Here is a 23,047-nt window from a genome sequence, read left to right as displayed (position 1 = left end):
TTTCCCTATTTTTTATTTTGCCTCTATTGGCTGGGTATGCAAAGCATCTACTTTTTTCGAACCAATAATGTTGAACAATATATTTAACACAATCGCCGTTACAGATCCACATACAATACCGTTTGAAGTTAATACAGAAATCCATTCTGGCAATACTGCGAAAATATTTGGAACGAATACTACTCCTGCACCTAAACCAACCGCAATTGCAGCAATCATTGCGTTTTCAGAAGAACGCATGATTTCAGGAGCAAGCATCGTAATTCCTTGTGTTACGACCATACCGAACATTGCAAGCATTGCTCCACCAAGTACTGCCGTTGGAATAATTGTTGTTAAAGCCGCAACTTTGGGTAAGAAGCCAAGTGCAACTAACAAACCACCTGTAATAAAAATGACTTTACGCTCTTTTACACCTGACATTTTAACTAGCCCTACATTTTGTGAGAACGTTGTGTACGGGAAAGCATTAAAGATACCACCAATAATTGAAGCTAACCCTTCAGAACGATAACCACGAGATAAATCCTTCGATTCGATTGGCTTTTTCGTAATATCACTTAGAGCATGATATACCCCCGTTGACTCTACTAACGAAACCATAGCTACTAGTGTCATTGTAAGTATTGCCCCAAAATCAAATGTTGGTGTGCCAAAATAGAACGGTTGAACCATATGTAACCAGGAAGCCTCTGACACTGGTGAAAAGTCTACTTTTCCAAAGAAAACAGCAATTACTGTACCAATAACTAACCCAAGTAAAATTGAAATAGCACGAGTAAATCCAGTTGTAAAACGATAGATTACTAGAATTAAAGCAAGTGTAATCATAGCTAAGGATACATTAATAGCAGAACCAAAATCCTCTGCACCTTGTCCACCGCCCATGTTGTTCACTGCTACTGGAATAAGTGAAATTCCGATAATTGTTACAACAGAGCCTGTTACGATTGGTGGGAAAAATCTAACCAATTTCCCGAAGAATCCAGAAATTAAAACAACGATAAGTCCAGAAACAATAATGGCACCATAAATTGCACCAATTCCCTTTTCAGAACCAATTGCAATAATTGGAGTAACTGCTGTAAAGGTACATCCTAATACTACAGGTAAACCAATACCAAATGCTTTTCCTCTCATTACCTGTAGAAGTGTTGCAATACCACACATCATAATATCAATGGCTACTAAATACGTCATTTGCGTTGCATCGAACCCTAAAGCACCACCAATAATCAATGGAACTAATATGGCGCCTGCATACATCGCAAGTAAGTGTTGAATACCAAGTGTCGTTGCTTTTACATTATTCATGTGAACAATATCCTCCTAATATGCTGCCTTAGATGTTAGTTAATTAATCGTAAAACTCAACTTGTCCATTTGTTAAAGATTTAATGTTGGCTAAAGATTCAATACGAATTCCTTGTTCACGTAAGTGCATTCCGCCTTCTTGGAATCCCTTTTCAATGACAATTCCTACTCCGATAACGGTTGCACCAGCTTGCTGTGCAATATCAAGCAAGCCTTTTACCGCTTCTCCGTTTGCTAAGAAGTCATCGATGATTAATACGTTATCATCAGCTGTGATGAAGTCCTTTGAAACGGAAATTTCATTTGTTTCGTTCTTTGTAAATGAATGTACATTTGCTGAATAAAGGTTACCTGAAAGTGTTAACGACTTTCTTTTTCGGGCAAAGACAACAGGAGCACCGATTGTAAGTCCTAGCATTGTTGCTGGCGCGATACCTGAAGATTCAATTGTTAAAATTTTAGTGATTATTTGATCTGAGTAGCGATTGGCGAATTCATCACCAATTTCTTTCATTAATAGTGGATCAATTTGATGATTTAAAAAGGAATCTACCTTTAAGACTGTGTCTGATAGAACCTTGCCTTCTTTAAGAATTTTGTCTTTTAATAGTTGCATGCTACAGTTTCCTCTCTTTATGTTTTTTATGATTAGATACAAAAAAACTCGAAAAACTTATTCCGCTATGAGGGAACAAGTCTTTCGAGTTGCGTTCGAAAGTTAATAGAATACGAAATAACCTATAGAACAACGGACATTCGTTTCTAAACATTGTTTCTCTCATAGTCGACTTATTTACGGTAAGTCGGTAGAAACTTGCGAGCCATATTCTCGCTATTATATGAGTGAATATAAAAGCTGTTGTTAACAGCGAAATGTTAAGTTTTCGTTAAGAATGTCCTCATTATAAACAGTGATGGATTTGTTTGCAATAACATACCAAATAATAAAACGATTCTAATTATTCGGAAATTAGCTATTTATTTAAAAAATATCAAGGTTAACGTTCGTGTTTATTTCCAATAACTATCATAATTCATATAGGATATCACAATAGTTGAGTTAATTTTTCTTTAAACTCCCCAAAAGTTTTTCCTTCCTTACCGAAGGCCCCCATACTTCTACAAACTAAGATATTCACATTACGACCATTCTTTAGGGGTAATTTCGCTATTACTCCACTATTTTCCAAAGTCTGAACTGACGCAGAGATGTTATCTACTTCAATATCTATCAATTGCTCCTTGTACTGCTCCAAAAAGAGTTTGTATGCTGCAGATCCCTGAATGACTAAAAATTCCGGTTCAAATTCATTGATTACTTCTTTGAAAATTTCAAACCCCCTCAAGTACAGAGGATCCTTCCCCTTTTTTAACTGCTTTAAATTTTCATTTTCTAGATTAAGACCGTTAAGACTTGAAAGGACGACCTGTTCTCTTAAATTTTCATTTACCCAGGAGGCAAAATGTAATGATCCCTTGTATTCTCGAGAGGCTTCAGCAATTTCATCTTGAAACAGATCACTGAATAAAGCTGAATCCACTAATGTTTCCGACAAAATTTGAGAATCAGATGCATCTACCTCCAACAATGGCTCTGGATTTGCTCCCACGAGTATTACCCTAGCTTTATATGGGTTGCCGAGTGTTTGAAAAGGTAAATATAAAATTTCCCCTGAATGTTCATCTATTATCCATCGCTCAATTTTTTTCAAAAAGCCCGCTGAAACTGCCATTTTCACTACTCCCTTTATCTTTCGTACTTTATCTATGTCCATTATAGCAAGGACAGCTTTCAAAAATAAAAAAAATCGGTAAAACTCATTATGCTGAATTTTACCGATTTAGTACTATCTATGTGTTTCAACATCGCACTCTTCTAAAGGTACAATTTTAGTTTTATGCTTGATTTTATAGCCTAACCATAGAGCGATAAAGAGTGGAATCCCAATATATGAAACGGCTACTCCATACCAATCGATTGAATCCAGAGAAAATGCTGTATAGTTTTGCCCAACAATTACAATGATACAGACGATTAACGCAAATAATGGCCCGAATGGATAAAATCTCGCTTTATATGGAAGCAGGTTAATATCATGCCCTTGTAACAAGTACGCTTTACGGAAACGATAATGACTGATTGCAATCCCAACCCATGCTATAAAGCCTGATAAACCGGATGCATTTAATAGCCACATATATACGACTCCATCACCAAAGAAGGACGACAAAAACGCAAGACATCCCACAGCCAATGTTGCAAGCAATGCATAGACTGGAATTCCTCGTTTAGACAGTTTCGCAAAGATTTTTGGCGCCTTGCCATCTACCGCCAGCTGCCAAAGCATACGAGATGATGCATAAAGTCCAGAGTTCCCTGCAGAAAGCATCGCCGTTAAAATAATGGCATTCATCACAGATGCAGCAACTGCAATTCCCAATTTATCAAATACTAAAGTAAACGGTGAAACCGCAATATCTTCAGATAATAATCTTGAATCTGTGTATGGAATTAATAAGCCAATTGCTAAAATAGCTAAAATGTAAAATAACAGAATACGCCAAAATACGGAGCGAACAGCTTTTGGGATGTTTTTCCCCGGGTCATCTGTTTCCCCTGCTGTAATCCCTAATAATTCTGTTCCTTGGAACGAAAAACCTGCTGCCAGGAAAATACCGAAAATCGCAAGGAATCCACCATTAAATGGAGCATCTCCTACAAAGAAGTTTTCAAATCCAATTGGATCATGCCCTCTTAAAATCCCGAAAATCATTAAGAAGGAAACAATGATAAAAATAACTACCGTTGCTACCTTAATCATCGCAAACCAATATTCACTTTCCCCATAGGCTTTTACAGATAATAGGTTAAATGTTAATACAACAACAATAAATAATACTGTCCAAATTGCGGAAGAGCTATCAGGGAACCAATATTTCATAATAAGCGATACTGCGGCAATTTCTGCGGCAATTGTGATTGCCCAGTTATACCAATAATTCCACCCCATTGCGAATCCAAAGGCAGGGTCTACGAATTTTGTTGCATATGTACTAAATGACCCTGATGTTGGCATGTGAGCTGCCATTTCCCCAAGACTTGTCATAAGGAAATAGACCATAATCCCAATTACTCCGTATGCAACAAGAGCACCACCTGGTCCAGCCTGTGCAATGGACGCACCACTAGCTAAAAATAAGCCTGTCCCGATTGTTCCGCCAAGAGAAATCATCGCAATATGACGACTTTTTAAGCCCCTTTTTAGCTCGGGTTGATTATTATTACTATTTTTGTCACTCATGCAAAAAAATCTCCTTTAAAATACACTCAGTTTTAGTATGTCCAATCTTTCCAACAGAAACATATACCCTGAAAAAATAAAAACCATCACAAATGCGATGGTATGTTAACTTAAATGTGTAAATGGACACTACTTTAGTGTTAGAAGTGCCTTGGAAGGTTACATGTTTTTATCTCCTAGATACTTATCAAAGAGCATAAAGTTAACACCTTATGGCATACGTTTTTCTATGAAAGTTTACCTGATTTTTTAAAATAAAAGCAGGCATACATACATCGAAGCCTATGTGATTTTATTGAAATCACCACTATCCCAAAGTTACATATAGATGTAAGATAGAAGTTGGTTTAAATAATAGTTTAACACGAAAAATTCTATTTTTTAATTTGTAGAATTTTCACATACATTAGATGGAGGAGAAAAATGACTACTACAAATGCCACTCATAAAAGTAAGAGGCTGCCCATTACATCCTCTACATTACTTTTCGTTATTGCGATTATTTTCTTAGCTAGCACACTTAGAACACCGTTAACAGGAGTAGGAGCTGTTATTTCTTCTATTCGCGATGGACTTGGAATTTCTAATGTCCTTGCAGGATTTTTGACTACCATACCTTTACTTGCATTTGCGGTCGTATCACCATTTGCACCGCGCATTTCTCGAAGAATTGGCATAGAAAAGACTTTATTTTATTCGGTTATTTTACTGACGATAGGAATTATTTTACGTTCACTTGGAACAACATCATTGTTAATTTTCGGAACGGCTTTAATTGGCGTTGCTATTTCTTTCGGCAATGTCTTAGTCCCAAGCTTTTTTAAACTAAAGTATCCATTACAAATTGGATTATTAACCGGTATTTACACAGTATCAATGAATATCTCGGCAGCAATAGCCGTTGGAATTAGTAATCCAATTGCCACAAATACTGCTTGGGGCTGGCAGGGTGCTCTTTGTGTATCGGTTATCTTAACCCTCATCACATTAGTCGTTTGGACGCCACTTCTACGTGGTGAGAAGGTGAATTTAGCTACACTTTCAAACAGTACAACTGATGTACCAGAGATAAAAATTTGGAAAAAGCCTTTAGCATGGGCTATCGCAATTTCAATGGGATTCCAGTCTCTATTATTTTATTGTTCCATCTCATGGGTGCCAGAAATTTTGGTTTCACAAGGCTATAGTGCAGACAAGGCTGGTTGGTTGACCTCCATGATGCAAATGGCTCAAATCCCAATGACGTTTCTTATTCCGATTATTGCCGAAAAGCTACGTTCTCAACGCCCAATCGTGTATATGTTTACAGCACTCTATATCATTGGTTTTAGTGGATTACTGTTAGGACTTACGGATTTTACTGCAGTTTGGATGATTTGCATTGGCTTAGCGGCGGGAGCCTCATTCGGGATAATTATGATGCTCTTTACACTTCGTACAAAGACTGCATACGAAGCAGCTCAAATTTCTGGATTTGCTCAATCAATCGGTTATTTGCTTGCTGCAGCTGGTCCTGTATTGTTCGGACTCTTACATGACACGACAGGAAGCTGGAACACACCGAATATTTTGTTTATCATATCCGCGATAATTTTATTCTTTACTGCCTTCGTAAGTGCTAAAGATCGGTATTTATAATTATTGAAGGTTTAAAAGCAAACATATGTACCCTTTTTGTGCTATAATATTATAAATTGTACGCAAAAGGGGTTTACCTTGTTGGGAAAGAACAAAGAAGAAAAAAAATCACGAATTCGATTAATTCCTATACTCGGACTGCTTTCTGTTGGTTATTTTGGCTGGCATTATACAGGGAACATGAATGGTGCCATTGTTGCAATGGTTGTTTTCCTTTTCCTGCTGCTCATTTTTAAAATTTGGCTAAGCACAAGAGGCTCTGCCCGTTTAAGAAGAGCGGGTATAAGAGAAATTGATGAAATGACAGGTGAAGAGTTTGAAGAATTCTTAGGTCACCTTTTTGATAAACGCGGCTATGACGTTTCCTATACGAAGGCTTCTGGAGATTATGGAGCTGATTTGATTTTAGAAGACCGTGACGATATTATCGCAGTTCAGGCAAAACGCTATTCTGGAAATGTTGGGGTAAAAGCCGTTCAGGAAATCATCGGTGCCCTCAAGATGTACGAGGCAACTCAGGGCTGGGTTGTGACAAACAGCTATTTCACTAGACAGGCCGAAAAACTGGCCGAGTCAAACGATGTCTATTTAATCGACCGCGATGAATTAATTGATATGATTTTGAAAAAACGCTAGTTCAAATCATGTGAATGCGGTATGCAAAAAGGAGCTTCTCGGTTTGGAGGAGCTCCTTTTGTTTATTTAAAAGGACTTTTTTGATAAAAGTAGTTCGGTTTTTTTATAAGGTTCTCAATCGGTTTGTGGAAAATATGTGTAGTCGCCGGGGAAACCGGTGGAATTAACCACGTCCAATTTCCTGTTACCTGACGCTCTGCATCTACCTCTTGTTGTTCAAATAGCTTGAACTGCTGTGCTGCCGTGTGATGATCGACAATACTAACCCCATCCTCTTTAAAGGAATGAAGGACAGCCAGATTTAACTCAACAAGAGCTCGGTCCTTCCAAAGTGTAATATTCGATTTTGTATCAAGCCCTATAATTTGCGCCACCGCTGGCAATAAATTATAACGATTTGTGTCCGCTAAATTCCGCGCTCCAATTTCAGTTCCCATATACCAGCCATTAAATGGTGCCGCATTATACTCTATCCCGCCGACGCTCAGCTTCATATTCGAAACCATTGGCACTCCATACCATTTTAGATTCAACTGTGACAGTTCCTCATAGTGTGGATGGCGGATTGCCACTTCTAGTATATGTTCTTTCGGTATTTCAAATAGTGTTGGCTCGTTCTGTCCCATTTGAATTACTAACGGCAATACATCAAAGGGTGTTCGCTCCCCTTTCCAACCAAGTTCCTCACATATTCGTGTAAGTTCTATAGAATCAGGGTCACCAATAATCCCTTTCTCAGTTTCATAGCCCGCATAGCGAATCAATTGATAATTCCAGATTCTAACTGAGTTCGGCTTAAAAACTGTGATGGTTGGGCGAATCTTACCGCCATTTGTTGCGAAAGCAATATGTCGTAAAAGTGCTTCATATATTTCATCGGCAGTTTCTAAATGACGCTCATCAAATACCTTTAGCGAATTCCAAAAAAGCCGCCCGATACATCGGTTACTATTTCGCCAAGCAACCCAAGCTCCAAAGGTTAATTCCTCAGTCGTTGGAGTGTACTCTCCCGTTTTTGCGACTTCATCTAATCGATCGCTCAGCCATTGATCAGGTAAAGCGTTTTCATTCTTATATAAAGTTAAAAACTCAATCGTTTCTTTTTGTTGTTTATCATTTTGCTCGTGTAATAATGTCATGGTTAGTTCCTCCATACCTCTATTCTATAGGAATGAAATTCGGGAACTCAACGAATTCGCTGTGGGATAAAAGATGTACTTTATATATATGACTAAGAATGGACAAAATTGAGGGATTAGTGTGAGGTGGTTGAGCTCAATTGGGATTGATTTTGGAATACTCAGAGTATGGTGGAGGTTTGATTTGCCTGGTTTAACTAAAATTATTACTAATATGGTTTTATTTTAAAATTGTATTAATGCTTGATTGTGGAATGCGTTTTGATTAGCTTTGTTCTTTTTGATGCGTTTCATCTCACTACTGAAACGCGACTCACTTCAATTTTACTCCTTTAATGAGTTTCATTTCGCTTATGAAACTCATTCCGATACAATTTTCCATCCCTTATGCGTTTCATTCCACCTATGAAACGCATCCCGATCCAATTTCCCATCCCTTACGCGTTTCATCCCATCTATGAAACGCATCCCACTACGATTCCCACTCCCTTACACATTTCATCTCACCCCATCCAAGCACTTCCCCAGCTAGAAATCCTGCAATAGGATACGTCGGAACGCTTCTTCAATTCCACAAAACTTCCACCCTATTTTCAAACAATCTAATTTCTTTCCAAATTTTATGTTTATCTTATATAATAATAGATAGAAAGAATGCCCGAGAAAAATAATTCCCCGCTATTTTCAATTAGAACATCCTATTTTCAATAAGAGTGATTTTTATCACATCACAATTAGCTACTATTGTATTAAAATGATTACAAATAACACTTGTAAATACGTACAGTCCAAATCACCATAATCATTCACAGTGTTGCGTCCGCTCGCTTTTCATACTCCATAGTTACCACCTAGCACTCTCAATTCTGCAAAATTTAAATATTACAAATTGTTCATTAAATATAAAGATTTCTTAAAAAGAATAATTATAATTTAGTAGAAATTATGATGTGGTTTTGATATACTCATTTTTGAAGAGTTTAATTTATTTTAGGAGGTACAAACATGACAAACAATAATCAACGTTTGACTACTACTACTGGTACTCCAGTTGTAAGCAATGACGATGCATTAACAGCTGGTCGTCGTGGCCCAATTTTATTACAAGACGTTTTCTTAATTGAGAAATTAGCAAACTTTAACCGTGAAGTTATCCCGGAACGTCGTATGCACGCTAAAGGTTCAGGTGCATTTGGTACTTTCACAGTAACTCATGACATTACTAAATATACAAAAGCAAAAATCTTCTCTGAAGTTGGTAAGAAAACAGAAATGTTCGCTCGTTTCTCTACAGTAGCTGGAGAACGTGGTGCAGCTGACGCAGAGCGCGATATCCGCGGATTTGCACTTAAATTTTACACTGAAGAAGGTAACTGGGATTTAGTTGGTAACAACACACCTGTATTCTTCTTCCGTGACCCATTACACTTCCCAGATTTAAACCACGTTGTTAAACGTGACCCAAAAACTAACATGCACAACGCTAATAGTAACTGGGATTTCTGGACTAGCCTACCTGAAGCATTACACCAAGTAACAATCGTAATGTCTGACCGTGGTATTCCAGACGGCTACCGTCATATGCACGGATTTGGTTCTCACACATACTCAATGATCAACGCTGAAAATGAGCGTGTATACGTGAAGTTCACTTTCCGTTCTGAACAAGGTATCAAAAACTTATCTGGTGAAGAAGCTGCACAAGTAATCGGTCAAGACCGTGAATCTTCTCAACGTGACCTATTCGATTCAATCGAAAAAGGCGATTTCCCTAAATGGAAAATGTACATCCAAGTGATGACTGAGGAACAAGCTCGCAATTCTAAAGATAACCCATTCGACTTAACTAAAGTTTGGTACAAATCTGAATACCCATTAATTCCAGTTGGTGAATTCGAGTTAAACAAAAATGCAGAAAACTACTTCGCTGATGTAGAGCAAGCAGCATTCGCTCCATCTAACGTAGTACCTGGTATTGGTTTCTCTCCTGACCGTATGTTACAAGCGCGTCTATTTGCTTACCAAGATGCAACTCGTTACCGTTTAGGTGTGAACCATTACCAAATTCCAGTTAACCAACCACGTTGCCCATTCATGGTTTACCACCGCGATGGTCAAGGCCGTGTTGACGGAAACAACGGTAGTGCTTTAACTTACTATCCAAATAGCTATAATGCATTACAAGCTCAACCACAATATAAAGAGCCTGCTTTAGCATTAGACGGTGGTGCTGACATCTACGACTTCCGCGAAGATGACAACAACTACTTCGAGCAACCAGGTAAATTATTCAACTTAATGTCTGCAGAGCAAAAAGAAGTTTTATTCCAAAACACTGCAGAAAACTTACAAGGTGTAGAAGAATTCATTCAACGCCGTCACATCTTACACTGCTACCTAGCTGACCCAGCTTACGGTGAAGGTGTTGCAAAAGCTCTTGGCTTAACTTTAGATGGTATGGACCTTTCAAACCCTTACTTAGCTACAGTAGGTCAATAATTGTAAATTAGATAAGCCTATTTGCTTGCTTGTCTACTTATCATTGATATCCAATCCAATAATAAAAGCTTCGTAATTTCAATGAATTACGAAGCTTTTTTATTTAACCAAATAGCACGTCTGAAAGATAAATTACAAAGGTTACTGTTAAGCAGCTGACAATGGTAGAAAATAATACTGTTTGTGCAGCAGTATTTGACTCTACATCATATTCAAGAGCCAAGCTTGAACTATTTCGAGAAGTTGGGAAAGCACTTGCTATTAAAAGGGACTGTGCAACTACCCCATCGATTTTTAGCAGATAAATAAAAAGCAAGGCAGCAAGCGGACCTACTATTAATCTTGTAAAACAGCTTATAAAAACGGTTCTATTCATCATGGTCTTTAATTCGATTTGAGAAAGCTGTGCACCTAGTGTTATTAAAGCGACTGCCACAAATCCACCCGCTATATGGTCAAGAGGGATTCTAAAGGTTTGTGGGATTTGAATATCGAAAACATTCAGTAGAACACCTAAAATCAGTGCATGGACAATTGGCATTTTCAAAAAGTCTTTGACAATCTCTGCACCGGATTTGGTAGCTGAAATTAAATTATACAAGCCATATGTATAAGTCGTTACATTTTGAAATATTACAAGTATCACTTGAATGGCTACACCTATTGGCTGAGTTGCAAATACCATTTGGGCAACAGGAATCCCATAGTTTCCTGAGTTTATAAGGACAACACTATTTTTGAAAACAGCTGACTCACTTGTCTCGAGTCCTAGTAGCTTGGCAATATAGTGACTTAAAATCATCTGGCTCCCTATAAATATTGTTATAAATAATGCTACCTGTCCAAGAACTGTCATTTCGATAGAAGTTTCATAGATATTAAGAAATACAGCTACCGGCATGAAGCAGTACGCAATCAACTGTGACATCGCTTTTAAATTAAATTGAAATTTCTTCTGTAATCCTGCACCAATTGCCAGTAATACTAAAATTGGTGCAACGATTTGGTAGAATATCATCGCTAGATAGGTCATCGTTCACTAAATCCTTTCTGTACATACGATCTAATATCCTTATTTTACCTCTTTACGGTTTAATATGAAATGTTTGAAAATATCCAAGCTGAATTTATTATAAGCGTGACAATTCAGCGAACAATGGACGAAACAATTGCCAGCACTTCTTTTGCTCTGTTACCATCAAGGTAAATACATTTAAACGAGGTTATCTATGAAATCACGCAATAAACGACATTTCTTTATATGCCTATTCATCTCTGTCCTATTTACGATTAGTTTAATAAGAACCTATTCAAATACTGGCGAATTACCGATTGGAAGCATCATATTTACAGCCGCTGTTTATATCGCAACGATTTTATCGGCCTTCACTTTAAAAGAGAAGCCGAAAAAGAAATAATAAAACGTCTAAAAAGGAGTCCCCTATCCCTCCTTATCTAGACGTTTTTTTCTTTAAAATGAGCATTTTAAAATTAACAAAATTAGGTAAATCGGATTTTTTCGTACAATAAAGCAAAATTATCTGATATATTTTGAGTATGATTTTTCTTTGGAAGGAAGATTGCTATGCTAAAAGTTGATGAACAACTACTGAATGCCACTAAAGGAATAATTGGAGAGCCCCTTGAAGATGCTATTTTGAATCTTACTCACAGTGAGGCATTTCATCATGAGATTTTTGGCGCATTACTTCCACTTGATTCAATATTAGTTACAAAAACTAGAGCCCAAAATCTCATTATTACATTAGCTCAAAAATACTGGGGAAATGTGGATTTATTTCTACATGCAACTCTACAGGAAACAAAGATTGATCTTGAAAATGCAAATGATCGCTTAGAAGCATATTTTTCATCAAATTCAGGAAAAAAAGCTATTCATGACTATATCACTATACATAATCGATTAGAATTCGAAAGCTTGATTGGGCTTGTTTTTGGGAAAGAGGTTAAGATCGCGAAATCAAAATCAGTTGGTGGCTTAAGACAAATTTACGTCTACCAGGTAGGCAATAAATACTTTGTACATACTATTCTTAATGATAATCATGAATTTTGGGATGTTTTATTTATCAAAAAAATTTACTCTCTTTTTATGCAAACGTCCTTAGCTACAATTCATAATGCCAATGAATTAATTAAGCATTTCAAATCATTATTAGAAAGCCATTTCACCTTAAATCAATCCGTTATTATTACCAATCATCTGATTTCGTTTCTAGATCAAGAAAATATTCGTTCCTATCATTTGAAGGAGCTTCACCTTTATAATTTAATCTCTCATTTTAATGGTGGAAAACGGCATTTTAGAAAGGTCGATTCCCTTATAGAAGAAATTATTTCTTCATGGGGAAATGGAAAATGGGCTTTGTCTGAGAAGGAGTATACGCTATTATCATATATTCAAGCGATTACTGCTGCTGAGCATAATGATACTGCAAGAGTAATTGAGTTTGGAAAATACCTTATTGAAAATGATCGTTTAGTCAATCATGCCATTGAGTTATTTTTAGAGTATAGTGATGTTTTGCCGAATTTTAAGCCAGAGCCGAATACTCTTGTAAAACGCTATGACAATAACTATCTAGAGCAAATCTTTTATATTCTTATCGATGCATTGGTGCAAAACCACAAATACTATGAGGTTGTGGAGCTTCTTAAACAGCATGAAATCGCCTCATGCATTAGTTTATATGAATACTTTAATCGTGAGCAATTTGACGAGGATGCCATTTTTAAAATAGAGGCAACTGTACAACGAGATATTGCTTATATTGTCCATGACTCGCCTCAGCATGTTGTACAGTCGATTGAAATTTGGTTGCAAAATTACCCAGAAGAAAAAAGCCCTTTTTTCGAAATAGCCTATATGACATCAAAGCATATATGCAACGTTCTAAAAGCGCTTTTTGTAACAGAACACTATGAACTTTTCGAGAAACTCATGGAAGTCTATAAGAAGTATTTAAAAATAGATACTCATTTTGCTGATTTAAGAGACTTTGTTTCTGCCCATGTAAAGAGCTGAAATTGCAAAAGCGTGTATTGTGGAAAGAGATCTTCTTTTCTTCTGTATTTCTCGTGCTTCACCGATATAATCCTCTATCGTTCCCTTATAAATAAAAGATAAGTAAGGTAGATGGACGAAATCATTCGGCTGCATAAAATACGGACTTTTTCCATACAGGGGCAAGCCGGCCTCTTCAAATAGAGTAGAAATGAATTGAGAGCAGAAAAAGGCTCTCTCTCTTTTTATTTTCACACGACATGCAACACCAAACAAGCCTATGAAATTATACTTGTACTCATTTTCATTTTTCTTATAATAAGTAATTCTATTTTTCAGTAGCGTATACTGCTGATTGGTAACTGGACAAGCAAGAATTACACAGTTAGATTCTCTTAGCAAGGTGGAGGATGGATTTTCATGCACAAAACCACCAATCCAAGGGTTATTGATATTTTTTCTCCCAAAGCTATACATCTCTTTTAATTTAGGATCAAAGGAGATCGAGACATGATTAAAATCATGCTGTGTATAGATTTGGATTGCCTTTGATAATACAGTTTTTGTTTTTGTCAGCACAATATAAATCATCTTGCTCATCTCATCACCTCGCAAACTAAATTTCTCTCTCTATAATAACAAGAAATCGTGAAGATTAAATTATTAAATATATGAAGATTTCCTTAATTTTGGTTCTTCTCTATGAAAATATACGTTTATTAGTGGAAAAAGTTTCAAAAATAGTAAAACGTACACGTAATTCTAATTATTCTTTGACAATTATAGGCGTTTTATGAAATCCACAGCTACCAATTTTACATCCACTTAAAGAAGGGTGTCCAGATATTAATACTTCTGAAACCCTTCATCGTTGTACATAAGTGAATTATTCTAAAACGCCACTTTCATTGAAGTGAATAATTTGTTCCTCTGAATAACCCATTTTTGTTAAGATTTCTTTTGTATGCTGACCTAACTTCGCCCCAACAAAGTTATATGTCGGCTCGATTTGGTCAAACTTAATAGCTGTACCAATTTGTTTTTGCATTTTCCCTTCAGCATCAGGTACTTCAACTACCATCTGTCTAGCTCGAAGCTGTGGATGATTAGAGGCTTCTTCAAAGGTTAAGACCGGCTCAACACAGCCATCGAAATCTTGAATAGTTTCAAGCCACTCGTCAAAATTTTTAGTTAGGAAGGCATCCTTAATGGCTTCTTTGAAACGCTTTTGTGTGTAAGAAGAATCATTAAAAGTACTTTGAATGAGCTCTGGTATATCAAGTGCCTCACATAGTAGCTTTCTAAATTGCGGCTCTAGACTGCCAACAGAGAAATAGCGACCGTCCTTTGTTTGATAGTAATCATAAAAAGTCCCACCATTCAAAATCTCCTCTTCTGGCTTTGCTAATTGTCCACTTGCTAAAAATGAAGTTCCATATAAAGCATTTAAAGTAAAAGCAGCATCTGTCATAGAGACATCAATATACTTGCCTTCACCCGTTTGTTCACGATGTAAAGCTGCAGCAAGCACCCCTACTGCTGCATGCAATGTCCCACCTGCAATATCGGCAATTTGAATGCCCATTGCAACCGGCTTTTTACCCTTAAAGCGAGAATGATCGAGAACCCCTGCAATGGAAAGGTAGTTATTATCATGGCCTGGCCGATGCTGATAAGGACCAGTTTGTCCATATCCTGTGATCGAACAATAGATAAGCTTTGGATTTACTGCTTTTAGAGACTCATAATCGATACCTAAACGCTCCATCACCCCTGGTCGAAACCCTTCAATGACAATGTCGTATTCCTGTATCAATGACTTTACGATTTCAATTGCTTCAGGTGTTTTTAAATTGAGTGTAAGTGATTTCTTAGAACGGTTTAAATGCTGATGAATATAGGACTCCTTCTCCTCATTATATGGAGGCATAATCCGCATCATATCAACCCTTCGTGAAGATTCCACATGGATAACATCTGCTCCATAGTCCGCAAACATCATCGTCGTAAATGCACCAGGCAATAATGAAGAAAAATCGAGAATTTTTAACCCCTTTAAAATTGTCATTTCCCATCCCCCTAAGTACAAAATGAATTGTACAATGTACACATCTATTTACCTTATCCATTTTGTTATAATACAGATTAAAATAAACATAACAGTATTATAACAGGTATTTCCATTAATTTGTATATCATAAAAACATTATAGTGTAAATTATCTGAAAATTATATGGGGTAAAAGGGATAAATATGTACAAGTTTACGGTAGAACGTACATTTTCATTATAATTATACTTTAAGAATGAAAATTTTAAATTTCCTATTAACATTTTTTTACATAATAACACCGATTAAAGAAAAGAGGCATCCAACAAAACTAGTAAATAAAAAGAACCCCACCCTTTATTGGATGAGGTTCTTACAATTGTTTTTTAAGCTTACCAATCTGGTCCATCATTTTCATCGCCCACTTTAATAGTGAAGGCATTCGGATCTAAATTATTTTTATCAACTAATTCAAAGAAGATGGACTTCACCTTCTCTTGCTCGGCCTCTGTTGCTTCTTTATCGACTAAGATGAATTTAAGCTGAATATTCTCTTTCGAATAAAAGGCTAGTGCTGTTCGAGTCTTATACCCATTTTTCAACAAAACATCAGAGACTTGCTCCATAATGCCATTATCATTGAATAGGTAATCCTCCATCTCCTCTAGCATCTTTCTGTTTTCTTCCTGTATCTCAGGGCTATCTGAATAAGGAACATCCGCTATTTTGCCCTCAGCCATTGAAATGTTGAGAAATAATGCAGAGACTAAAGCTACAAATACTGAAGTAAGTCTTTTGTAAGTCATGTTGTTCAATCCTTTTTACTTATTCATTCGCATAGACTCATTTTGTTTGAACTACAATGAGTTAGGAATAAAGATATTATTAAGCTTTAACTTTGATATTATGCACGAAAAATTTTATTTAATTCAAAAGGCGATCATTAACCTAATTTTTTAGTCAGTTTTTTTATTTAGTCATTTTTTTATTTAAGAGATAGGTTCCTAATAAAAGAATCATCAAACCTATGCTCTTATAGAATAGCGTTCTATCAGGATTACTTGAAGTAATATTTAAGAATAACAAGCCAAAAAAATTACTATAAATCCTTATATCCCATTTACTATTTTCAAATAATTCCCCACTTCACAAGAAACTCTAACTTACTCCCTTTTTTTAAGTTTTACAAAATGGATTTCGTGGTGCAGTTTAGTATTTCTTGATAGAAATCATTCCATTTTGAGTAGTATGTAGACACATCATTTGGATTTATAAAAATACGTTGTGTAGATTCGTATTTGCCATCGAATGCATGCAGTTTCGTTATTTCCATTTTATAAAACACTTGGAATCCGATTTTCGGGTAAGGGCTACTTTCTGTCCATGCAGGATTTTCACTATGGTCAACGGTAATGTAGCCTAACAATTCACAATCGCCCTCCACATACCCTTCTTCCATAGTCTCCCGTTTAAAGCACGCTTCTGGTGTCTCACCAAATTCGATATGACCACCTGGAAAATCCCAGCCTCTATGATTTAAATCCACTAGCAATAATTGATTATCCTGAAAACAAAAGCCATGTACACTTGTGATTAACTGTTTTTTAGGAAGCTCATTGCTCTTTTCCCAAGTTAGTTTAATTATTGATTCTCCCCAATTTACATAAGTAGAAGTCAATAGAATCCCCTCCATACGATTACTAGTTGGTCAAATTTACCCTAATAAATTGCATTAGCCAAGTCCCACTTTATTTCGTTTCTAATCGAAAGCCATCAAATAACCGTCCTCCAAAAGGCGATAAGATATTATCTACTACATTTACGATTCCCATACCAAAAAGTTACAATTTAGATAGAATTATATGTTAAAATTTTATAATAATCTAATATTTTACATACAGTTGAAAGGAATTTTAAATTATGAAGTTTAGAATCATACTGCTTCTAATGCTTGTGGTTTCTATTTTATCTGCTTGTGTTGAGGATAAAAATGAGGTGGAGGATAGTCCTCTGTATGATGGTAAGTCCTTAACGATTGCTGTTGTGGGAAAAGCGCCAGAGGTTCGAGAGGAAAATATCCAATTCAAAGAGATTGATCTAGAAGAGATTAACCTAAAAAATCTTTCTTCGGCCTATGATTCAGTATTTATTATGAAGGAGCATTTATCTGAAGCCGCAACCGCTCCTTATGCAAAAGTCTATAAAACTGCAAATATTCCTTTTTTCTTTATTGAATCGGAAAAGTCGTACTATCCATTTATACATGAAGATATAGATTACGAGGAAGCTTACGATTTGGATTCAGGAGCTTATGCACTAGGATATTATCAATTAAGCGAAAAAGGGCAATATTGGGGATTCGGGCTGTATAACGATACGGTCAATGACACCAACGTTTTAGATGTATACTCTCGAATTTTTGAGACAATTGAGTCAGTTGATAATGAAAGTTAAGAAACCAAGGATTAAAATAAGCTCCTTCACATGACAATTTTCTTTCTTAAGGAGGATAAAAATTGCCTATATGCAATCGAGATCTTTCACTTATTCTAAGTGCACAAAGAGCACTTTTTAATAGGGTCACTAAAAATGTAAAAGCAATCTATTCAACAATCGTTGGTGATAAACTAACGTGGATTGTTTATTACGATACCGAACCTACAGAAGATGAAATTGAGTTACAAAGAATAGCAACTACTGAAATTGTTTGTGATTTTCCTGAGATAATGTCTATGGACTAGCAATTTTTATATCATCCGGAACCTATTCCTATGGAAAATACAAAATACTATAACTGGATTTTTTCAAGGTACGAGGGGGATTTTAGTGAGTTTTCTAATAAAATATACTAGAAAATTTAGCTGCAATGACAAATGCTCTGATTGTAGGAAAAGGTGTCATGTTAAATCCACCCGACGAAGGAAAATTGGGGATTACCTTTGCCTATCCAGAAGCAATTAGTGTTGAGCAAGAGGAAGAAATAAAGGATGTATTTTTAAAGAAACTAAATGTCTTTTTCCAAATGAGTAATTTAGAATTGATTGCTGAGATAAAATAATTAGTATGTGAATCTTTGATTCTATAGGAATTAAGGCTTTTTTATTTATCGCTTGAAGAATAACAGGAGCTGTTAGACCTGGCTTATGTGCGTTCAGCCTTTTTTGCGTGCGCATAGACCATTTCATGTACGTTAAGTTTTATGTTCATACAAAAAACGATTACGTTACATCGTTCTTCTCACGTCATTTCTTTTGCTGCTTTTCAAACGGAATATCGTAAAGGTGTGCGCGTTTGGTAATCTCGCTTGAAACACCCGATGTAAATTGACCTGTTTCTATTATAGTTACTACGTTTTCTCCAGAGTAGAAGCTGTAGGTACCTGGGAAGCCAACCTCATATTCATAATAAATTTTCTCAATGTCTGGCCATGCAAATTGTTGTTTGTTAAACGCAGATTGTACCCTGACGTATTCATCATGAATGACAAAATGACCGATTGTAGATGCGTAGTACAGCGCGACAAACATAAGGAGGCTAAGTGTGAATAGAGTATAGGTAACAAATTTTCGCCGCCATGCTAAAATGGCTAAACCTATTATTAATACGACAAATGATAAGGTTAAATAGATGTAGTTCTCGGTTACCGGGGAAATCACAATATTATTACTATCAAAATAAAAAATAGAAAGTACAAATAATGGACTGAAAAAAATAGTAAATCCACCAAGCAAAATGATTACTATAATCGCTATGAAAATACCCATCCTAAACGAAACTCCATCGTACATAACTTTATCCCCTTTCGCTAATTACCCCTTCCTTTTTTATACGTTCATTTAGTATTTTCGTTTCATTTTTTTCCATTTTAAACAATAAGTGCATTACACGCTAATTTCAATTGAAAACCTTTCTTTTGGAATTATTAATTTTATTAATTATTATTAAGACTTTGTAAAAACACCCTATTTTTTACAGAATTAAAGTATGATTAATATCGAGCTAGAAGCTATCCTTCATAGCATTAGCTCCCTTTATACGTGAGATAGCCTGGTGCCCATTTTGGTAGCTAGGCTATTTGTATGTAATAAGGAAATTAGTAATCTTTTAACTTAATAATTTCGATGCTATCATTCCACTCTATTTCAATTACTATTTCTTCGCCTGAACTTATAAAAACAACTTGTCTATTTTTCAAAAATCCATTTCCCCTCTCCTTTTTCGTACATCTAACATATCCCAAATAAAGGAAAAAAGCACCCCGATAAAATCAGGATGCTTTCTAACTTATTATTCTACTCGATATTTTCTTTTGTTAGCTCTTCCTTGCAGAAGTTTAGAATCATCGCTTCTTCATCTTCTTCAAGCTCGAAATCTAAATAGGAATTATCGGCTTTGTCGATTATGAAATAATTTAGGATGAAAATTTCATTATCTGCTTTTTGACCAACTAGCGTACGAATTTCAATACCAGCTTCTGTATATAGCTCGTCTTCTTCATCGACTTCAATATCTAAAAGGAATTCAAAACGTTTTCCTTCGATAATGTTTGTTGGATCTTTAATTTCTTCTATTGAAAATTGTGTTATCTCCATACATCAAACTCCCTTACGCTTCACTTACAAGTACTATAAACGTTTTTGTATATAGTTTTATAATACACATACCTTTATTAAATTGTAAATTTAGATAAACGCATTTGTAATTCTTCTGCAAGATTTGCTAGTGATACTGCTGCACCCGAGATTTCTTCCATAGAGGCTAACTGCTCCTCAGAAGTAGCCGCTACTGATGTTGAGTTATCAGAAGTCAGTTTTGAAACCTCTGCCATTTCTTTGGCATGAGTCGATACTTTTGAAACCTCTACTTCAATTTGAGTTGAAATCGTCGTGATATTGACTACCTGTGTTTGAACTTGTCCCACTGCCTCTTGGATTTCACCAAAGGTAGTTTGTGTATCTGAAGCAATTTCCAATCCTTTTTGAACGCGTTCCTTTACGTCATTGATAGAAGTTACTGTTTTTTCTGTATCCACATCAATTTGTTTTGCGATTCCAGTAATATTTGCTACAAGCTGTCTTGTTTGATCAGCTAATTTTTTCACTTCATCGGCAACAACTGCAAACCCTTTTCCTGCTTCTCCAGCTCGTGCTGCTTCAATCGATGCGTTTAATGAAAGTAAGTTTGTTTGGTCTGCAACCTCAGTGATTTGAGATAAGACTTTAACGATTTCTTTTGTTTGGTTGTTTAGGACTGATAATGCGTGATCTGTTTCTTCAACGGATTCATTAATTCTTTCCATTTGAGAAACCGTAACTTTCACATAATTTGACCCTTGTTCTGTTTTCTTACCTGTTGAGATTGATAATTCCTGTGCTAAGTTAGCATTCTTCGAAATTTCATCCACATAAGATTTACTCTTATCTGCCGACTGAACAGATTCCACTGACATATAAGATTGCTTTTCTGCTCCACTTGAAACCTGTTGAATCGAGTCTGAAATTAGCTCAGCACCCTTCATTGTTTCATCAGCACTTGCCATTAACTCCTCAGATGAAGCTGCAACCTGACTTGAACTATCTTGTACATGGGACAAGAATTCTCTTAAATTCAGAGACATCTTCTTAAATGCTAATTGTAGAGAACCTACTTCATCCTTTGATGTTACATCCTCTAATTCGATTGCTAGGTTCCCGTTTGCGATTTCTTCCGCATTACGTGTCACCTGTTCAATACGACCAACAATTCGATTTGTTAATATTAGTACTGTTACAATACTTCCGATTAATAGTATCGCAATTAATGCAATCGATATATTAATAATATTTGTGATATTGCTTTGTAGATCCTCTTGCATTTGTTGATATTCAGCTGATATATTTCGCTTCAACTCAATTACATCATTGATTAACCCTTTTGTTCTGAATGATTGTCTTTTAATTTCAGCTTGGTTATTCGCTTCAACCGCTGGAGTAGACTCATTCAAAATTTGCTCATACTTACGTGTAATATTTTGAGCAAAGTTTTTTTGTTCATCACTTGTTAGAAATGGCTTCAATTGATCGAAATTTGTTTTAACTGATTCTAAATCCTGATTGATATTATTTTTATTGCTTTCAGAAATATTAAAAGCATAGCTATCTAAAGACTTTTGTAAGCTTTTAGCAGAGCTATTTAATTCTTCAACATCTATTAATGAGTCTACGATTTCTTCTGTTGAAGATTGTAATGTAAATAACTGACTAATATTAAATCCAATAATACCTGTAGAAAGTAGTAGAGGAATAATTGATAGTAGTAATAATCTTTGTTTTAACTTCATATTCATCATCCTCTATTCTAGTATTGTATTGTTCCATTAGAGATGTCTTCGATATACTGATCGAGCTTATCCTGCTCTGCTTGAGTAAGGTTAATTACTCGAATAGGTGCAATAGCAACGCCATTTTCTTTTAAACCTAATTGCTTATTTTTTTCACTTAGAGAACCATTTTCAACTAATTCTTTAACCGTATCATAGATTGCTACATCTACCTGTTTAACCATTGAAGATACAACAGAGCCTTCAGCAAGGTAGAACTGGTCACTATCTACACCAAAAGAATAAGTACCCGCTCTTTGAGATTCAAGAATAACCCCAACGCCAGTAAATCCAGCTGCAGGATAAATATAGTCTGCTCCACCTGAAATCATTTCTTTTGCAATACTTTCACCCAATTTATCGTCACCGAAAGTTCCAGCATAATTTGTTAAAACCTTGGCCTCTGGATTTGCTGCCTTAACTCCAGCTGTAAATCCATCTTCAAATTTGTGAATCAGTTCTACATCTTCTCCACCAACAAACCCAACAACATTACTTTGAGTTTTCATACCTGCCAATAGCCCAACTAAAAATGAGCCTTCATCTTCTTTAAAAGTAATATTATAAACATTCGGTAATTCCGATTGTGAATCGATTAATAAGAAAGAAACATCTGGATTTTTTTGTGCAACTGTTTCTAGTGCTTCTTGGATTGAGAAACCTAGACCGATAACTAAATCATTTCCTTGCTCAACCAATTCTTCTAAGCCTTGCTCGTAAGTCTCTGTATCTTGTAGCTCACGATAATCAAAGGAAATTCCTAATTCATCCCGTGCTTGTTCAAGGCCTGCAAATCCCATATCTGAGAAGGATTGATCTCCTAATCCTGCGTCTGAAAGCATAATTCCAACCTTAACATTCTCTGATTCTTTATTTTCTTCACCATTGTTCGAGCAGGCAGATAGAATTACTGCACAAATGCTCAGAAGTAATAAAATGGTATATTTTCTCATAGTACCAACTCCTACTTATGTATATTTTATTCGTTTGTATTATTGAAATTTTGTGAAAATTGCACGATTTTTAATAACTATGTGCTATCTCAGTGTACACGATGGTATTTACTATGGAAATAGTAAAATCTCAA

General features: G+C 35.8%; 22 protein-coding genes and 1 riboswitch. Of the genes, 8 read left to right on the top strand and 14 right to left on the bottom strand.

Annotation, left to right across the window (positions count from 1 at the left end; all coding sequences use genetic code 11):
* Positions 1 to 12: 12 nt before the first annotated feature.
* From BJ095_RS09415 to BJ095_RS09400, 4 genes are all read right to left on the bottom strand, one after another.
* On the bottom strand, positions 13 to 1,314 hold the full coding sequence (locus tag BJ095_RS09415; RefSeq protein WP_107935163.1) for a nucleobase:cation symporter-2 family protein: 1,302 nt from the start codon (positions 1,312 to 1,314) through the stop codon (positions 13 to 15).
* A gap of 43 nt (positions 1,315 to 1,357) precedes the next feature.
* Complete coding sequence (locus BJ095_RS09410) at positions 1,358 to 1,930, bottom strand: xanthine phosphoribosyltransferase (protein ID WP_107935164.1); 573 nt, start codon at positions 1,928 to 1,930, stop codon at positions 1,358 to 1,360.
* A 145-nt stretch (positions 1,931 to 2,075) separates the two neighbouring features.
* A riboswitch (purine riboswitch) is annotated at positions 2,076 to 2,177 on the bottom strand.
* 183 nt (positions 2,178 to 2,360) lie between these two features.
* Complete coding sequence (locus BJ095_RS09405; protein ID WP_107935165.1) at positions 2,361 to 3,047, bottom strand: RNA 2'-phosphotransferase; 687 nt, start codon at positions 3,045 to 3,047, stop codon at positions 2,361 to 2,363.
* Positions 3,048 to 3,161: 114 nt separating this feature from the next.
* A complete protein-coding gene (locus BJ095_RS09400; RefSeq protein ID WP_107935166.1) occupies positions 3,162 to 4,616 on the bottom strand; it encodes an amino acid permease in 1,455 nt (484 codons plus the stop codon).
* Positions 4,617 to 5,039: 423 nt separating this feature from the next.
* Here BJ095_RS09400 and BJ095_RS09395 point away from each other — a divergent pair, with 423 nt between their 5' ends.
* Both BJ095_RS09395 and BJ095_RS09390 read left to right on the top strand, forming a co-directional pair.
* A complete protein-coding gene (locus BJ095_RS09395; RefSeq protein ID WP_107935167.1) occupies positions 5,040 to 6,254 on the top strand; it encodes a CynX/NimT family MFS transporter in 1,215 nt (404 codons plus the stop codon).
* A gap of 81 nt (positions 6,255 to 6,335) precedes the next feature.
* Positions 6,336 to 6,890 carry a restriction endonuclease gene (locus BJ095_RS09390; RefSeq protein WP_235867623.1) on the top strand — a complete coding sequence of 185 codons (555 nt, stop codon included), beginning with the start codon at positions 6,336 to 6,338 and terminating at the stop codon, positions 6,888 to 6,890.
* 62 nt (positions 6,891 to 6,952) lie between these two features.
* Here the strand turns inward: BJ095_RS09390 and BJ095_RS09385 are convergent, their stop codons facing one another.
* Positions 6,953 to 8,029, bottom strand: a complete 1,077-nt coding sequence (locus BJ095_RS09385; protein ID WP_107935168.1) for a nitric oxide synthase oxygenase — start codon at positions 8,027 to 8,029, stop codon at positions 6,953 to 6,955.
* A gap of 1,005 nt (positions 8,030 to 9,034) precedes the next feature.
* On the opposite strand from BJ095_RS09385, the gene BJ095_RS09380 reads away from it, so the two are divergent.
* On the top strand, positions 9,035 to 10,528 hold the full coding sequence (locus BJ095_RS09380) for a catalase (protein ID WP_107935169.1): 1,494 nt from the start codon (positions 9,035 to 9,037) through the stop codon (positions 10,526 to 10,528).
* A 103-nt stretch (positions 10,529 to 10,631) separates the two neighbouring features.
* Here BJ095_RS09380 and BJ095_RS09375 read toward each other — a convergent pair whose 3' ends face one another.
* Positions 10,632 to 11,561: an AEC family transporter gene (locus BJ095_RS09375; protein ID WP_107935170.1), complete on the bottom strand. Its 930-nt coding sequence runs from the start codon at positions 11,559 to 11,561 to the stop codon at positions 10,632 to 10,634.
* A 196-nt stretch (positions 11,562 to 11,757) separates the two neighbouring features.
* Here BJ095_RS09375 and BJ095_RS18850 point away from each other — a divergent pair, with 196 nt between their 5' ends.
* Both BJ095_RS18850 and BJ095_RS09370 read left to right on the top strand, forming a co-directional pair.
* Complete coding sequence (locus BJ095_RS18850) at positions 11,758 to 11,946, top strand: hypothetical protein (protein WP_146223209.1); 189 nt, start codon at positions 11,758 to 11,760, stop codon at positions 11,944 to 11,946.
* A gap of 167 nt (positions 11,947 to 12,113) precedes the next feature.
* Entirely contained in the window at positions 12,114 to 13,574 is a 1,461-nt protein-coding gene (locus BJ095_RS09370; RefSeq protein ID WP_107935171.1) for a hypothetical protein, read from the top strand.
* Here BJ095_RS09370 and BJ095_RS09365 read toward each other — a convergent pair.
* From BJ095_RS09365 to BJ095_RS09350, 4 genes are all read right to left on the bottom strand, one after another.
* Entirely contained in the window at positions 13,539 to 14,153 is a 615-nt protein-coding gene (locus BJ095_RS09365; protein ID WP_146223208.1) for a C40 family peptidase, read from the bottom strand. The two genes, BJ095_RS09370 and BJ095_RS09365, sit on opposite strands and share 36 nt — an antisense overlap.
* A gap of 286 nt (positions 14,154 to 14,439) precedes the next feature.
* Complete coding sequence (locus BJ095_RS09360) at positions 14,440 to 15,621, bottom strand: CaiB/BaiF CoA transferase family protein (RefSeq protein ID WP_107935173.1); 1,182 nt, start codon at positions 15,619 to 15,621, stop codon at positions 14,440 to 14,442.
* A gap of 373 nt (positions 15,622 to 15,994) precedes the next feature.
* Positions 15,995 to 16,408 carry a hypothetical protein gene (locus BJ095_RS09355; RefSeq protein ID WP_107935174.1) on the bottom strand — a complete coding sequence of 138 codons (414 nt, stop codon included), beginning with the start codon at positions 16,406 to 16,408 and terminating at the stop codon, positions 15,995 to 15,997.
* Between the two features lie 377 nt (positions 16,409 to 16,785).
* The gene (locus tag BJ095_RS09350; RefSeq protein WP_107935175.1) at positions 16,786 to 17,280 is read right to left on the bottom strand and encodes an NUDIX hydrolase; all 495 of its coding nucleotides are present in this window, start codon (positions 17,278 to 17,280) and stop codon (positions 16,786 to 16,788) included.
* Positions 17,281 to 17,522: 242 nt separating this feature from the next.
* On the opposite strand from BJ095_RS09350, the gene BJ095_RS09345 reads away from it, so the two are divergent.
* The 3 genes from BJ095_RS09345 to BJ095_RS09335 all read left to right on the top strand — a co-directional run bounded on the left by BJ095_RS09345 (position 17,523) and on the right by BJ095_RS09335 (position 18,660).
* Positions 17,523 to 18,056, top strand: coding sequence for a hypothetical protein (locus BJ095_RS09345; protein ID WP_107935176.1), 534 nt, complete (start codon positions 17,523 to 17,525; stop codon positions 18,054 to 18,056).
* 62 nt (positions 18,057 to 18,118) lie between these two features.
* The gene (locus BJ095_RS09340) at positions 18,119 to 18,343 is read left to right on the top strand and encodes a hypothetical protein (protein ID WP_107935177.1); all 225 of its coding nucleotides are present in this window, start codon (positions 18,119 to 18,121) and stop codon (positions 18,341 to 18,343) included.
* A gap of 125 nt (positions 18,344 to 18,468) precedes the next feature.
* The gene (locus tag BJ095_RS09335; protein WP_110561294.1) at positions 18,469 to 18,660 is read left to right on the top strand and encodes a hypothetical protein; all 192 of its coding nucleotides are present in this window, start codon (positions 18,469 to 18,471) and stop codon (positions 18,658 to 18,660) included.
* Between the two features lie 184 nt (positions 18,661 to 18,844).
* On the opposite strand, the gene BJ095_RS09330 is transcribed toward BJ095_RS09335, so the two are convergent.
* From BJ095_RS09330 to BJ095_RS09315, 4 genes are all read right to left on the bottom strand, one after another.
* Positions 18,845 to 19,366, bottom strand: a complete 522-nt coding sequence (locus BJ095_RS09330; RefSeq protein WP_146223207.1) for a hypothetical protein — start codon at positions 19,364 to 19,366, stop codon at positions 18,845 to 18,847.
* A 528-nt stretch (positions 19,367 to 19,894) separates the two neighbouring features.
* Positions 19,895 to 20,194 carry a DUF6509 family protein gene (locus BJ095_RS09325; protein ID WP_107935179.1) on the bottom strand — a complete coding sequence of 100 codons (300 nt, stop codon included), beginning with the start codon at positions 20,192 to 20,194 and terminating at the stop codon, positions 19,895 to 19,897.
* 77 nt (positions 20,195 to 20,271) lie between these two features.
* Positions 20,272 to 21,921, bottom strand: coding sequence for a methyl-accepting chemotaxis protein (locus BJ095_RS09320; RefSeq protein WP_107935180.1), 1,650 nt, complete (start codon positions 21,919 to 21,921; stop codon positions 20,272 to 20,274).
* Between the two features lie 17 nt (positions 21,922 to 21,938).
* Positions 21,939 to 22,913, bottom strand: coding sequence for a BMP family lipoprotein (locus tag BJ095_RS09315; protein ID WP_107935181.1), 975 nt, complete (start codon positions 22,911 to 22,913; stop codon positions 21,939 to 21,941).
* Positions 22,914 to 23,047 lie beyond the last annotated feature (134 nt).

Source organism: Ureibacillus chungkukjangi, from assembly GCF_003217295.1.
Taxonomy (GTDB): Bacteria; Bacillota; Bacilli; order Bacillales_A; family Planococcaceae; genus Ureibacillus; species Ureibacillus chungkukjangi.
Note: the sequence above shows the minus strand (reverse complement) of the source record. Positions and strands in the feature narration are given on the sequence as shown.

Coding starts and splice junctions, on each gene's coding strand:
- BJ095_RS09415 (WP_107935163.1), bottom strand. CDS start 1,314: ATGAATAATGTAAAAGCAACGACACTTGGTATTCAACACTTACTTGCG.
- BJ095_RS09410 (WP_107935164.1), bottom strand. CDS start 1,930: ATGCAACTATTAAAAGACAAAATTCTTAAAGAAGGCAAGGTTCTATCA.
- BJ095_RS09405 (WP_107935165.1), bottom strand. CDS start 3,047: ATGGCAGTTTCAGCGGGCTTTTTGAAAAAAATTGAGCGATGGATAATA.
- BJ095_RS09400 (WP_107935166.1), bottom strand. CDS start 4,616: ATGAGTGACAAAAATAGTAATAATAATCAACCCGAGCTAAAAAGGGGC.
- BJ095_RS09395 (WP_107935167.1), top strand. CDS start 5,040: ATGACTACTACAAATGCCACTCATAAAAGTAAGAGGCTGCCCATTACA.
- BJ095_RS09385 (WP_107935168.1), bottom strand. CDS start 8,029: ATGACATTATTACACGAGCAAAATGATAAACAACAAAAAGAAACGATT.
- BJ095_RS09380 (WP_107935169.1), top strand. CDS start 9,035: ATGACAAACAATAATCAACGTTTGACTACTACTACTGGTACTCCAGTT.
- BJ095_RS09375 (WP_107935170.1), bottom strand. CDS start 11,561: ATGACCTATCTAGCGATGATATTCTACCAAATCGTTGCACCAATTTTA.
- BJ095_RS18850 (WP_146223209.1), top strand. CDS start 11,758: ATGAAATCACGCAATAAACGACATTTCTTTATATGCCTATTCATCTCT.
- BJ095_RS09370 (WP_107935171.1), top strand. CDS start 12,114: ATGCTAAAAGTTGATGAACAACTACTGAATGCCACTAAAGGAATAATT.
- BJ095_RS09365 (WP_146223208.1), bottom strand. CDS start 14,153: ATGAGCAAGATGATTTATATTGTGCTGACAAAAACAAAAACTGTATTA.
- BJ095_RS09360 (WP_107935173.1), bottom strand. CDS start 15,621: ATGACAATTTTAAAGGGGTTAAAAATTCTCGATTTTTCTTCATTATTG.
- BJ095_RS09355 (WP_107935174.1), bottom strand. CDS start 16,408: ATGACTTACAAAAGACTTACTTCAGTATTTGTAGCTTTAGTCTCTGCA.
- BJ095_RS09345 (WP_107935176.1), top strand. CDS start 17,523: ATGAAGTTTAGAATCATACTGCTTCTAATGCTTGTGGTTTCTATTTTA.
- BJ095_RS09335 (WP_110561294.1), top strand. CDS start 18,469: ATGACAAATGCTCTGATTGTAGGAAAAGGTGTCATGTTAAATCCACCC.
- BJ095_RS09330 (WP_146223207.1), bottom strand. CDS start 19,366: ATGGGTATTTTCATAGCGATTATAGTAATCATTTTGCTTGGTGGATTT.
- BJ095_RS09325 (WP_107935179.1), bottom strand. CDS start 20,194: ATGGAGATAACACAATTTTCAATAGAAGAAATTAAAGATCCAACAAAC.
- BJ095_RS09320 (WP_107935180.1), bottom strand. CDS start 21,921: ATGAAGTTAAAACAAAGATTATTACTACTATCAATTATTCCTCTACTA.
- BJ095_RS09315 (WP_107935181.1), bottom strand. CDS start 22,913: ATGAGAAAATATACCATTTTATTACTTCTGAGCATTTGTGCAGTAATT.